11 protein-coding genes and 1 tRNA gene are annotated in these 11,695 nt (G+C 68.1%); 6 read left to right on the top strand and 6 right to left on the bottom strand.

Annotation, left to right across the window (positions count from 1 at the left end):
* Positions 1–1,010, bottom strand: a 1,010-nt coding sequence (locus AC07OY_RS23780; protein WP_495045047.1) for a patatin-like phospholipase family protein, incomplete at its 3' end; no start/stop codon positions are given.
* A 22-nt stretch (positions 1,011–1,032) separates the two neighbouring features.
* Positions 1,033–1,731 (bottom strand): substrate-binding periplasmic protein, encoded by a 699-nt coding sequence (locus AC07OY_RS23775; RefSeq protein ID WP_495045046.1) that lies wholly within the window; start codon positions 1,729–1,731, stop codon positions 1,033–1,035.
* Positions 1,732–1,809: 78 nt separating this feature from the next.
* On the opposite strand from AC07OY_RS23775, the gene ispF reads away from it, so the two are divergent.
* Positions 1,810–2,301 (top strand): 2-C-methyl-D-erythritol 2,4-cyclodiphosphate synthase, encoded by a 492-nt coding sequence (gene ispF, locus AC07OY_RS23770; RefSeq protein ID WP_495045045.1) that lies wholly within the window; start codon positions 1,810–1,812, stop codon positions 2,299–2,301.
* Position 2,302: 1 nt separating this feature from the next.
* Here the strand turns inward: ispF and AC07OY_RS23765 are convergent, their stop codons facing one another.
* From AC07OY_RS23765 to ompR, 3 genes are all read right to left on the bottom strand, one after another.
* Complete coding sequence (locus AC07OY_RS23765) at positions 2,303–3,016, bottom strand: substrate-binding periplasmic protein (protein ID WP_495045044.1); 714 nt, start codon at positions 3,014–3,016, stop codon at positions 2,303–2,305.
* Between the two features lie 47 nt (positions 3,017–3,063).
* Positions 3,064–4,383: an ATP-binding protein gene (locus tag AC07OY_RS23760; RefSeq protein ID WP_495045043.1), complete on the bottom strand. Its 1,320-nt coding sequence runs from the start codon at positions 4,381–4,383 to the stop codon at positions 3,064–3,066.
* 160 nt (positions 4,384–4,543) lie between these two features.
* The gene (gene ompR, locus AC07OY_RS23755) at positions 4,544–5,278 is read right to left on the bottom strand and encodes an osmolarity response regulator transcription factor OmpR (RefSeq protein WP_119042058.1); all 735 of its coding nucleotides are present in this window, start codon (positions 5,276–5,278) and stop codon (positions 4,544–4,546) included.
* A gap of 138 nt (positions 5,279–5,416) precedes the next feature.
* On the opposite strand from ompR, the gene AC07OY_RS23750 reads away from it, so the two are divergent.
* Positions 5,417–6,130 carry an SIMPL domain-containing protein gene (locus AC07OY_RS23750; RefSeq protein WP_495045042.1) on the top strand — a complete coding sequence of 238 codons (714 nt, stop codon included), beginning with the start codon at positions 5,417–5,419 and terminating at the stop codon, positions 6,128–6,130.
* A 33-nt stretch (positions 6,131–6,163) separates the two neighbouring features.
* Here the strand turns inward: AC07OY_RS23750 and AC07OY_RS23745 are convergent, their stop codons facing one another.
* A complete protein-coding gene (locus tag AC07OY_RS23745) occupies positions 6,164–6,934 on the bottom strand; it encodes a 3-hydroxybutyrate dehydrogenase (protein WP_495045041.1) in 771 nt (256 codons plus the stop codon).
* Positions 6,935–6,980: 46 nt separating this feature from the next.
* Here AC07OY_RS23745 and AC07OY_RS23740 point away from each other — a divergent pair, with 46 nt between their 5' ends.
* From AC07OY_RS23740 to AC07OY_RS23725, 4 genes are all read left to right on the top strand, one after another.
* On the top strand, positions 6,981–7,862 hold the full coding sequence (locus AC07OY_RS23740) for an alpha/beta fold hydrolase (protein ID WP_495045040.1): 882 nt from the start codon (positions 6,981–6,983) through the stop codon (positions 7,860–7,862).
* Positions 7,859–10,123, top strand: a complete 2,265-nt coding sequence (locus AC07OY_RS23735) for a RelA/SpoT family protein (protein ID WP_495045039.1) — start codon at positions 7,859–7,861, stop codon at positions 10,121–10,123. Before AC07OY_RS23740 ends, AC07OY_RS23735 begins: the two co-directional genes overlap by 4 nt.
* A gap of 44 nt (positions 10,124–10,167) precedes the next feature.
* Positions 10,168–10,244: transfer RNA gene (locus tag AC07OY_RS23730), tRNA-Val, on the top strand.
* Between the two features lie 438 nt (positions 10,245–10,682).
* The gene (locus AC07OY_RS23725; RefSeq protein ID WP_495045038.1) at positions 10,683–11,519 is read left to right on the top strand and encodes a hypothetical protein; all 837 of its coding nucleotides are present in this window, start codon (positions 10,683–10,685) and stop codon (positions 11,517–11,519) included.
* The last annotated feature ends 176 nt before the right edge of the window (positions 11,520–11,695 follow it).

The raw sequence follows: 11,695 nt of genomic DNA, 5'->3' as shown, positions 1-11,695 counted from the left end.
ACACGGCATACGCGATGCAGGCTGGTGTCTCGTGGGCTCGGTGTTGTGTATAAGAGACAGGGCGCGGCCAGCGGCGCCAGGCGGGCGCCCGCGGCCAGGGCGGCGCGGCGGCCGGTGGCCATGGCTTCGTCGGCGCGGTGGAAGTCCATGAAACCCATGCCGTGCAGGTCGGGGTCGATGACGATGTCCTGGGCCTTCAGCTCCCGCAGCGAGCGCTGCACGTTCTGCTCGGTCAGGATCTGCAGCATCTGGTTGGCCACCATGACGGCGCTGGTGATCTCGCGCTCCTCCAGCAGCGGCGTGCCGACATTGACGGCGATGACGATATCGGCGCCGAGCTGGCGGGCCAGGTCGACGGGCAGGTTGCGCACCAGGCCGCCGTCCACCAGCGGGCGACCGTTGACGCGCAGCGGCGCGAACACGCCCGGCACGGCCATGGAGGCGCGCAGGGCCTCGAACAGCGGCGTGTCGGCCTGGTCCAGCATGGCGCCGGAGAGCAGGTCGGTGGCCACGGCGCGGAAAGGGATGGGCAGGCGGCGCAGCGGGTCGTCGGTGCGGGTGGCGGGCAGCAGGGAGGACAGCGTCGCCTCCAGCTGGCCGTTGCCGGCGGCGCCGCCTGGCAGCAGGGCGCCGCGCTGCGGCGTGTAGCCGAACTCGATGCGCGAGGGCAGGCGCTCGTCGTCCTCGCGGCGGCGGATGGCCAGGCGCTCGCGGGCCGGCCGGTCGGCCAGGATGGCGCCCCAGTTGGCGCTCTTCACCAGAGCTTCCAGTTCATCGACGCTGCGGCCCGAGGCATAAGCCCCGCCGACGACGGCGCCCATGCTGGTGCCGACGATGAGGTCCACCGGCACCTGCATTTCCTCCAGCACGCGCAGCACGCCGATGTGCGCCAGGCCGCGGGCGCCGCCGCCGGACAGCACGAGGCCGATCTTGGGACGCTGGGTGGTAGGCGGTTCGGCGGCCAGCACGGAGCCGGCGATCAGGCAGCAGAGGAGGAGCAGGCGTTTCATGGCGGGCCGCACCATAGCAGCGTCAGCGCAGGCCGAAGTCCGCGAGCTCGCCCTGGCGGCGCAGTTTCTGGATGGCCTGGCGCAGTTTCTCGACGGGCTCCGCCGGCGTGGCGGGATGGCAGGCCACATAGGCCTCCACGCGCCGCAGGGTCAGGTGGTTCTTGACGGCCACGCCTCCTTCGGCGCGGATGACGGGCTCGGCGGCCAGCTCGTTGGCGAACCAGAAGTCCACGCGCCTGGCCTGCAGCATGCGCAGGGCCGTCACCGAGTTGTTGACCTCCTGGGCCGTCACGCCCTGTTCGCGCAGCCAGGCCGCGGGGGCGGATTCGCGCTGCACGACGACGCCGTGGCCGCGCAGGTCCTGCGGCCCCTGAACGGCCAGGGTCTCGTCGGCGCGGGCGTAGATGACCAGGGCGCCGCTGGCCAGCGGGCCGGCCCACTGGAAGGCGGCCTCGCGTTCGGGCGTGCGCGACAGGCCGACGGCGCAGCTCCCGGGCGTCGAGCTGGCAGTGGCCAGGGCGCGAGGAATGGGCATGGCCAGGATGGCGAGCTGCACGCCGCTGGCCCGGCCCAGCTTGGCCAGCAGCTCGGCGCCGGGCCCGCTGACCGTGCCGTCAGCGGCCACGTCGAACAGGCCGGGGTTGGGAAAGACCAGCAGCTGCAGCTGCTGCGCCTGGGCCATGCCACAGAGCAGCGCGAGCAACACAAGCAGTCGTCGCATGCCGAATCTCATTCCCTTCCCTGAACTGGCGCGCAGGTTAGCGCGTGGCCACGGCCCTGTCTCCCCGACAATGCCCGCATGACGGCTCTGAACTCCCTGCGCATCGGCGAGGGCTGGGACACCCACCAGCTCGTCACCGGCCGCCCGCTGATCCTCGGCGGCATCACCATCCCGCACAGCCACGGCCTGCTCGGCCATTCCGATGCCGACGCGCTGGCCCATGCCATCACCGACGCCCTGCTGGGCGCGGCTGCCCTGGGCGACATCGGCAAGCTCTTTCCCGACACAGCCGCCAAGTTCAAGGGCGCCGACTCCATGGTCTTGCTGGCCGAGGCCTATCGCCGCGTGCGCGAGGCGGGCTGGGCCCTCGTCAATCTGGACAGCACCATCATTGCCCAGGCTCCCAAGATGGCGCCGCATATCGGCGCCATGCGCGCCCGCCTGGCCGAGGTGCTGGGCGTGGACGCCGGCCAGATCAATGTGAAGGCCAAGACGGCCGAGAAGATGGGACCGGTGGGTGAGGGCCGGGCCATCGAGGCGAGGGCGGTCTGCCTGCTGATGGCCGGCTGATTCAGCGCATGCCGAACTCCGCCAGCTCGCCGGTGCGGCGCAGCTGGGCGATGGCGAGGTCCAGGGCGCCGATGACTGCCGGGTCGCTGGCGGGGTGGCAGGCGAAATAGAGGTCGATGCGGCCGAAGCTGTGCATCACCCGTGGCGCCAGGCCGCCGGCGGCGCGGATGACGAAATGCCCGGCGATGTCGTTGGCCAGCCAGTAGTCCACGCGCCGGGCCTGCAGCATGCGCAGGGCGGTGCTGTTGTCCTTGACCTCCTCGGCGGCCAGGCCCTGCTCCTTGAGCCAGGCGGCCGGGGCCGAGTCGCGCAGCACGACGACGCTGTGGCCGCGCAGGTCCTGCGGGCCTTCGACCTGGCGCGTCTCGTCGGCCCGGCCATAGATGGCCATCGCGCCGCGCGCCCACGGGCCGGCCCACAGATAGCTGGCCTCGCGTTCTGGCGTGCGGGCCAGGGCGACGACGCAGTGGCCCGGCTTCTGCTCGGCAAGCAGCAGTGCGCGGCTGATGGGCATGACCTGCTGGCGCAGCTCGAGGCCGCTCAGGGACTGCAGGCGCTGCAGCATGGCGCCACCCGGGCCGCCTGGGCCCTGGCCGGGCGCGGCCTCGAACACCCCGGCATTGGCGTAGACGAGGATGTCCAGCGCCTCGGCATGAGCGGCCGGCTGCAGCAACAGCGGCAGCAGGCTCAGCGCGAGGGGGCGGAAGCAGCGCATGGTGGCAGGCGGGTTCGCCTGGCGGTGGCAGTGGCTTGCAGGTTAGCTCAGGCCGCCTGCAGCTTCAGCACGGTGATGAGGCCGCCGCCCTGGGCGTTGCTGATGGACAGCGTGCCGCCCAGGCGCTGCACCGATTTCTCGACGATGGCCAGCCCCAGGCCGGCGCCGCTGGCGGCGGTGCGGGCCGCGTCGCCGCGGTAGAAGGGCGTGGTCAGGCGTTGCAGGCGGTCGGGCGGCACGCCGGGGCCGTGGTCGCGCACCTTGATCTCCACCCATGAGCCCTGGCGGGTGGCGCTGACGTCCACGCGTGCCGGCTCGCCGTCGGCGTGGCCGTAGCGGCGCGCGTTCTCGAACAGGTTGAGCAGCACCCGCCCCAGCTCGGTCTCGTCGACGAAGACCTTGAGGGCTTCGCTGACCTGCACGCGGAAGCGGATCTGGTCAGGGTCGCGGAAGCCCTGCACCTCGCGCTCGACGACGTCGGTCAGGCGGGTCTCGCGCAGCTGGGTCTCGTTGGGCCGCGCATAGTCCATGAACTTGCTGATGATGGCGTCGAGCTGGTCGATGTCCTGGGCCATGAAATGGCGGGCCTGCTCGTCATTGACGCTCATCTCGGTTTCCAGCCGCAGCCGGGCCAGCGGTGTGCGCAGGTCATGGGAGATGCCGGCCAGCATGACGGCGCGGTCCTCCTCCAGCTTGGCCAGCTCGCGGGCCATGCGGTTGAAGCCCATGTTGACCTCGCGGATCTCGCTGGTCATCGTTGTCTCGTCCAGGCGCGAGTCGTATTCGCCCTCGCGGATGCGGCCGGCCGCCTCGGCCAGTTCGCGCAGCGGCTGGTTGATGAGGCGGGCGATCAGGGCCGAGCCGACGACGGTGGCCAGCAGCGCGATGACCACCCACCACCAGTTGCTGGCGAGCGAGATGGACAGCGGCGCGGCGCTGGTGCGCAGCCAGAAGGCGTCCTCGCCGACGACATAGCGCACCCACAGGCCCGACACGTCGTTGACGCTGCGCGCGACGACGGTGTCCGGCCCCAGCGTGTTGCGCAGCTCGGCGGCGAGCTGTTTGGCGAAAGGGCTGGTGTCATAGGGCAGCCAGCGGTCGCTGGTCTCGGCCACGCGCACCTGCACCGTGTCGCCGCGCGACATCGAGCTGATCACGGCGACGCGGTTGATGGGGTCGGTGTGCTCCAGCGCGATGCGGCTGAGCTTGACCAGGCCGGCCAGCTGCTCGGCCGACTCCAGCGCCCGCGGCTGGGCTTCCAGCAGCTTGAAGGTGTATTGCCAGGCCAGCACCGCGCCGGCCAGCAGCAAGGCCAGCCAGGCGAAGGTGCGCCAGAAGAGGTTGAGTGCGAGGTGTGGCCGGGCCATCAATCCGTCGTGTGTGTTGGGGCCGAGCGCCGGGCCGCCCCTAGCCGGCCCGCCTGGCGATGTACTTGCCGGTCGGGCCGGCAAGTATCGCCGTCCCCGCGGGGGACCGACCGGGCTTGACTGCGTTCAGCAAGTCAAGGTTGGGCGAGGGGCACACGTTCTATGCGTTCTCGTCAGGCACGAAAACGTAGCCCACGCCCCACACTGTCTGGATATAGCGCGGCTGGGCCGGGTCGGCCTCCAGCATCTTGCGCAGGCGCGAGATCTGCACGTCCAGGCTGCGGTCGAAGGGCTCGAACTCGCGGCCGCGGGCCAGCTGGGCCAGCTTGTCGCGGGACAGCGGCTGGCGCGGGTGGCGCACCAGGGTCTTGAGCATGGAGAACTCGCCCGTCGTCAGCGGCAGCTGCTCGCCGTTCTTGGTCAGGCGGCGCAGGGCCAAGTCGAATTCGAAGGGACCGAAGCTGACCGTCATCGGTTCCTTGGACGGCGCGCCCGGGGCTTCCGGCGGCGGGCGGCGGCGCAGCACGGCATTGATGCGGGCCAGCAGTTCGCGCGGGTTGAAGGGCTTGGCCAGGTAGTCGTCGGCGCCGACCTCCAGGCCGACGATGCGGTCCACGTCCTCGACCTTGGCCGTCAGCATGATGATGGGCGTCTGGTCGTTGGCGGCGCGCAGGCGGCGGCAGATCGTCAGGCCGTCTTCGCCGGGCAGCATCAGGTCCAGCACGATGAGGTCCACCGTCTCGCGGGTCAGCTGCTTGTTCAGTGCCCGGCTGTCCTCGGCCAGCAGGACTTCGAAGCCTTCCTGGGTCAGATAGCGCCGGAGCAGATCGCGGATGCGGGCGTCGTCATCGACGACGAGGATTCGGTTGGGACGGGGTGTCGCGCTGCTGTTCATCGCGGTTCCTGAATTTGTAACAGCGGCATTGTGTGCAGGTTTGAAACCCGGCTTTGTAGGACATCACGCAGCAGTTACAGCTCGTTGCCAAACGCCCGGGGTAATCTGGGCTTTCCCTCCTTGCAAAGAGAGTTCCCGATGCGCGCAGCCCTTTTCCTCACCACCCTGGCCCTGAGCCTGGCCGCCCAGGCGGCCCCTGCCGATGGCCCGCCGCGTGACCGCCTCAGCCTGTCGGCCAGCGCGAGCGCCGAGGTGACGCGCGATGTGCTGGGCATCGCCTTCTCGACGACACGCGAGGGCGTGGACGCCGCCGGCGTGCAGTCGGCGCTGAAGCAGGCCCTGGATGCGGCCCTGGCCGAGGCGCGCAAGGTCGCCAAGCCGGGCCAGGTCGACGTGCAGACGGGTGGTTTCTCGCTGTATCCGCGCCACGACCCCAAGACCGGCAAGATCAATGGCTGGCAGGGCAGTGCCGAGCTGCTGGTGGAGGGGCGCGACACCGCGGCCATCGCCCAGCTGTCAGGCCGCATCAACACGCTGACGATCGGCCGCGTGGGCTACAGCCTGTCGCGCGAGGCCCGGGAGAAGGCCGAGGGCGAGATCACCGCGCAGGCGATCTCGCGCTACCGCGCCAAGGCGGCCGACTACGCCAGGCAGTTCGGCTATGGCGGCTATGTGGTGGGCGAGGTCAGCATCAATGCCGACGAGGGCGCGCCGCGGCCCATGATGGTCAAGTCCATGCGCATGAGTGCCGCCGGTGCCGATGAAGCCCTGCCGACCGAAGCCGGCAAGGCGACCGTGACGGTCAATGTCAGCGGCAGCGTGCTGTTGACCCGGGAGTCGACCCCGCGTTAGTGGGCTTCCACCCGCTGGACCGGGGGCTCACAGTCAAACGGCAGTCCAGCCGCCGTCCATGGCCCAGGCCTGGCCGCGGACGTTGATGGCCGCATCCGAGCACAGGAAGACGGCCAGCGCGCCGAGTTCGTCCGGCGTCGTGAACTGCAGCGAGGGCTGTTTTTCGGCCAGCAGGCGGCGCTTGGCTTCGTCGTTGTCGACGCCGTCCTTGGCCGCCAGCGCGTCGACCTGCTTCTGCACCAGGGGCGTCAGCACCCAGCCGGGGCAGATGGCGTTGACGGTGACGCCGCTGGTGGCCGTCTCCAGTGCAATGCTCTTGGTGAAGCCGACGAGGCCGTGCTTGGCCGCCACATAGGCCGACTTCTGGGCCGACGCGACCAGGCCGTGGGCCGAGGCGATGTTGACGATGCGGCCCCAGCCCTTCTCGAGCATGCCGGGCAGGGCCAGGCGGGTGGTGTGGAAGGCCGAGGTCAGGTTGATGGCGATGATGGCGTCCCACTTCTCGATCGGGAAGTCCTGCACGGGCGCCACATGCTGGATGCCGGCGTTGTTGACCAGCACGTCGATGCCTCCGAATTCAGCGTCGGCATAGGCCACCATGGCCGCGATGTCGGCCGGCTTGCTCATGTCGGCACCGTGATAGCCGACCTTGACGCCCAGGGCCGCCACTTCGGCCTTGGGTCCGTCGACGTCGCCGAAGCCGTTCAGGATGATGTTGGCGCCGTCGCGGGCCAGGGCCAGGGCGATGCCGAGGCCGATGCCGCTGGTCGAGCCGGTGACGAGGGCGGTCTTGCCTTTCAACATGGAGGGGTCCTTCTGGGTTGCTAGGATGACTTCAAAGGATTGCATCATGACCCAGCCTCAACTGCGCTTCGTCAATTGCCTGGACAGCACCGGCCTGCATCGCATGGCTTACTGGGAATGGGCCGGCCCGAGCGCGAACGCGCCGGTTCTCGTCTGCGTGCATGGCCTGTCGCGCCAGGGCCGCGACTTCGACGCCCTGGCTCGCGCCATGGGCGACCGCTATCGCGTCATCTGCCCCGACGTCGTCGGCCGTGGCCGCTCCGACTGGCTGCGCCAGCCGGCCGGCTACCAGGTGCCCGGCTATGTCTCCGACATGGTGGCCCTGCTGGCGCGCCTGGATGTGGAGCAGGTGGACTGGGTGGGCACCTCCATGGGCGGCCTCATCGGCCTGGGCCTGGCTTCCCTGCATCGTCCGGACGGCGTGGCCAGCCCCATCCGCCGCCTGGTGCTGAATGACGTCGGCCCGGCCATCCGCATCGAGGCCCTGCAGCGCATCGGCAGCTATCTGGGCAAGGCCACGCGCTTCAAGTCGCTGGAGGAGGGCGCGGCGTATCTGCGCAGCATTTCGGCCGGCTTCGGCCCGCACAGCGACGAGGAGTGGCTGGCCCTGTCGGAGCCGCTGTTCCGCCAGGAGGGCGGCGAGTGGAAATCGCATTACGACCCGGCCATCGCACTGCCCTTCACGGCGGTGACGCCGGAGCTTGTCATGGCGGGCGAGGCCGCGCTGTGGGCCGCCTATGACCAGCTGCGCTGCCCGACGCTGCTGATCCGCGGCGCCGAATCCGATCTGCTGAGCGCCGAGACCGCGCGCGCCATGACCCAGCGCGGCCCGAATGCCCGCCTGGTCGAGCTGCCCGGCATCGGGCATGCGCCCACGCTGGTCCACGCCAACCAGATCGCCGTCGTGAGGGATTTCTTGAGTTCATGAAGACAGGCTTGATGCCCGAGGGCGCCGCGACGGCGCCCATCGTCGCCCTGCTGGACGCGGGCGCTGGACATTCCAATGCCGAGGTGGTGCGCGCCCGTGCCTTTGCCGAGCCGCTGCTGGCGGCCGAGTTGCTGGACACCGGCGAGAACGCGCTGTCCCATGCCGACGGCGTGGCGGCCATCCTGCATGCGGTCGGCAGCGCCCAGGAGCTGCAGGCCGCGGCCTATCTGGTCTATGCGGCCGATTTCCTCAGCAAGCCCGAGGAGGTCGTCACCAAGGCCTTCGGCGACAGCTATGCCAGCCTGGTCACGCACACGCGCCGTCTCGTGCAGTTGCAGCGCGCCGCACGCGACGCCAAGGTGCAGACCGACCGCCGTGCCGACATCCGCGCCGAGCAGACCGAGCGCGTGCGCAAGATGCTGCTGGCCTTCTCGCGCGACCTGCGTGTCGTCATGCTACGCCTGGCTTCGCGGCTGCAGACGCTGCGCTGGTATGCCGCCAGCAAGCTGCCTTGCCCACCGGAGCTGGCGGCCGAGTCCCTGGCCGTGTTCGCGCCGCTGGCCAACCGCCTGGGCATCTGGCAGATCAAGTGGGAGCTGGAGGACCTGGCCTTCCGCTTTCGCGAGCCCGAGACCTACAAGGCCCTGGCCAAGGGCCTGCACGAGACCCGCGTCGAGCGCGAGCAGCGCGTCGAGGCCTCGCGTGCGGCCCTGCAGGCCGACCTCTACGGCCAAGGCATCGCCGCCGAGGTGCAGGGGCGGCCCAAGCATCTCTACAGCATCCACAAGAAGATGCAGGGCAAGGACTTGTCGCTGGACCGCGTCTTCGACCTGCGGGCGCTGCGCGTCATCGTCGCCAGCGTGGCCGACTGCTATGCGGCCCTGGCCCGCCTGCACGAGGTCTACACGCCGGTTCCGGGCGAGTTCGACGACTACATCGCCAAGCCCAAGGCCAACGGCTACCAGTCCCTGCATACCGTCGTGCTGGGGGCGGACGGCAAGGCCATGGAAGTGCAGATCCGCACCCGCGAGATGCATGAGCACGCCGAGCATGGCGTGGCGGCGCACTGGGCCTACAAGGAAGCGGGAGCGCGCGGCTATGCCGGTGTCAGCGCTGCCGGCGAGTTCGAGGAGCAGGTGGCGCGAGCCCGCAAGGCCGTGCTCAACCAGCTGCTGGCCTGGGAGCGCGACGCTACCCACGCCGAGGGTGCGCCCAGCAGTGATGGGTTCAGCGACCGCATCTACGTCTTCACGCCGCAGGCCACCATCGTCGAGCTGGCGGCCGGCGCGACACCCGTGGACTTCGCCTATGCCGTGCATACCGACCTCGGCCACCGTTGCCGCGGCGCGCGCATCGACGGCCAGATGCTGCCGCTGAACACGCCGCTGCACAGCGGCCAGACGGTGGAGATCGTCGCGACGAAGGAGGGCGGGCCGTCGCTGGACTGGCTCAACCCGGAGCTCGGCTATCTGCAGAGCCAGCGCTCGCGCGCCAAGGTGCGCGCCTGGTTCAACGCCCTGCAACTGGCCCAGACCGTGGCCAAGGGGCGCGACCTCGTCGAGAAGCTGCTGCAACGCGAGGGCAAGACGGCTCTCAAGCTCGACGAGCTGGCGGCGCGCCTGGGCTTCAAGGGCGCCGATGCGCTGTTCGAGGTGGTCGGCAAGGACGAGTATTCGCTGCGCAATATCGAGCTGCTGCTGCGCCCGCCCGAGCCCGTGGCCGACGAGGACGAGTTGCTGGCGCAGAGACACACCCGCAGCGCCAGCAGTGGCGCGCGCGGCGGCGTGCTGGTGGTGGGCATCGACTCGCTGCTGACGACCTTGTCGCGCTGCTGCCGGCCGGCGCCGCCGGATGCCATCCAGGGCTTCGTCACGCGCGGCAAGGGCGTGGCCATCCATCGCAGCGATTGCAGCAACCTCGCCGAGATGAAGCGCCGCTCGCCGGAGCGCGTCATCGCGGTGGAGTGGGGCGGCGGCGAGGCGGCGGGCAAGGCGCCGGTCTATCCCGTCGACGTGCTCGTCGAGGCCGGCGACCGCCAGGGCCTGCTGCGCGATGTGCTCGAAGTGTTCGCCAAGGAGAAGATGAATGTCGTCGCCGTGAACACGCAGTCCATGAAGCCTGGAGCCATCAAGCCCAAGGCGGGCGGTGGCGACACGGCCTGGATGAGCTTCACGCTGGAACTCTCCGACGCGACCCGGCTGTCCAAGGTGCTGCGCGATCTCTGCGCCATCTCGGGCGTCCGTTCAGCGCGCCGCAAGTGATCTGGACGAGAGCCAAAAATCCATGCTATAGTGCGAAGCTCTTCAGGCGCGTAGCTCAGTTGGTTAGAGCACCACCTTGACATGGTGGGGGTCGTTGGTTCGAATCCAATCGCGCCTACCAATTTCGGTAGGTTAAGAATGCCTCAGGTCCTTACGGGTCTGGGGCATTTTTCAATTCTGGGTCGATGACTTACCGGTGCTGCAGTCCGTGGGCCAAGCTGTGACGTCGCAGTGCTAGCGAACTGGTCCGGCACCATTGCCGGGGCCAATTCCGCAGGCAGATTGGAGCACCAGCGGAACAAGGCACCAAGCTTCGCAGCGTCTCAACGCTTGATGAATGAACGGCTCTGCGTAGCAATTGCGGAGTCGCCGTGGCGCCAAGCTGTTGGCTGGCGTCAGGGTTCCACCTCCGCCAGCGTGCGACGCACCCCACTACGATGCGGGTGAATGACGCCACAAACTCGCCCTAAAGACACTGGCTGCATTGGGCGGGGCTCAATGAGAAATCGGGCGAAAACTCGTTGGCTAGCGCAAGTGTCCACAGTCTGGGGATTGTGAATTGATTCCTGCTTTCAATGATCGCTTGTTGGCGTTGTTGTTCTCTCCGCTGTTGCTTGCGCTAATCGCATGCGGAAAGTCAGATGGTGAGCTGCAAGCGGATGCGGAAAAAGCATTGCGACAAGAAATGTACGCCAAGGCAAAAGCCCGGTTTGACGATCGTTGCAAATTAGCGGGTGTCGTGGTTAAGCGCGCCGTCAAGGATGTGGAAGGCATCGAGCTTGCCAAGATTCGACTACCCCTGCCTCCCGGCGGCAAAGAATATTATGATCCCATGTTCCCAGAGGCGGCTATGGCAAGTGAGCACCGAGGGGGCGACTATATTAAGCAATTCTTGATGAGCGAGCAGGTCGATGCGTTGGACAATAAGAGACGTGGGAGTCTCAGCTCACCGACTCTGAATGTCGGCAATCCACGAGCTATTATAAAGAATGGGTATCAATTTGTTGAGTATGTGGATGCGGTGAGTAATCGGCGCTATCGATGCAAGCCTGATTGGTCCCTTAAGCATCCGAATTGGGTGGATGGGCAGCATCGTTGCGCTCCAGTAAGTGAATCCCACACGCGGTATTCACTTGACTATGAGGATTTGGTTGATCCAGCGGATCGTGCGCATTGGATTGCAGGCGTGAAACTGCGAGTCGTTGACAAAGCGACAGGAGAAACGATTGCTGAGCAAACTCGATTTGTCTGGGACTCTGGTCTTGGATCTGCTGCAAATGGGCGCTTGCCGTGGGAGTTCGCAGGGTTAAGTGGGCAGACCGACTGCGTGAAAGTACCGGGCGTCACATCTGCAGTGAGTCGCTTCTTCGTGGACACCGTCCTGGTGCCGAAATAGCACAACAAAGAAATATCTGCGAACGCGTGGTCGCTGTCTTCGGCGCCGAACGCCCCCATGCCTGCCGGTTCGCCAACTGCCGCGCCAACTGGATGAAGGTGCTCGTGCATGACGGTATCGGTGAGGCTTGTGCGGCGCCGCCTCAACGCCTGCCGCTTCCCCTGACTCCGCAGTGT

It is taken from the genome of Roseateles sp. GW821-FHT09H10, from assembly GCF_059415865.1.
Note: the sequence above shows the minus strand (reverse complement) of the source record. Positions and strands in the feature narration are given on the sequence as shown.

Bases quoted from the DNA above. Each gene is read 5' to 3' on its own strand.
- AC07OY_RS23760 (WP_495045043.1), bottom strand. From the start codon at position 4,383: ATGGCCCGGCCACACCTCGCACTCAACCTCTTCTGGCGCACCTTCGCC.
- AC07OY_RS23745 (WP_495045041.1), bottom strand. From the start codon at position 6,934: ATGTTGAAAGGCAAGACCGCCCTCGTCACCGGCTCGACCAGCGGCATC.
- AC07OY_RS23765 (WP_495045044.1), bottom strand. From the start codon at position 3,016: ATGCGCTGCTTCCGCCCCCTCGCGCTGAGCCTGCTGCCGCTGTTGCTG.
- ompR (WP_119042058.1), bottom strand. From the start codon at position 5,278: ATGAACAGCAGCGCGACACCCCGTCCCAACCGAATCCTCGTCGTCGAT.
- AC07OY_RS23740 (WP_495045040.1), top strand. From the start codon at position 6,981: ATGACCCAGCCTCAACTGCGCTTCGTCAATTGCCTGGACAGCACCGGC.
- ispF (WP_495045045.1), top strand. From the start codon at position 1,810: ATGACGGCTCTGAACTCCCTGCGCATCGGCGAGGGCTGGGACACCCAC.
- AC07OY_RS23775 (WP_495045046.1), bottom strand. From the start codon at position 1,731: ATGCGACGACTGCTTGTGTTGCTCGCGCTGCTCTGTGGCATGGCCCAG.
- AC07OY_RS23735 (WP_495045039.1), top strand. From the start codon at position 7,859: ATGAAGACAGGCTTGATGCCCGAGGGCGCCGCGACGGCGCCCATCGTC.
- AC07OY_RS23750 (WP_495045042.1), top strand. From the start codon at position 5,417: ATGCGCGCAGCCCTTTTCCTCACCACCCTGGCCCTGAGCCTGGCCGCC.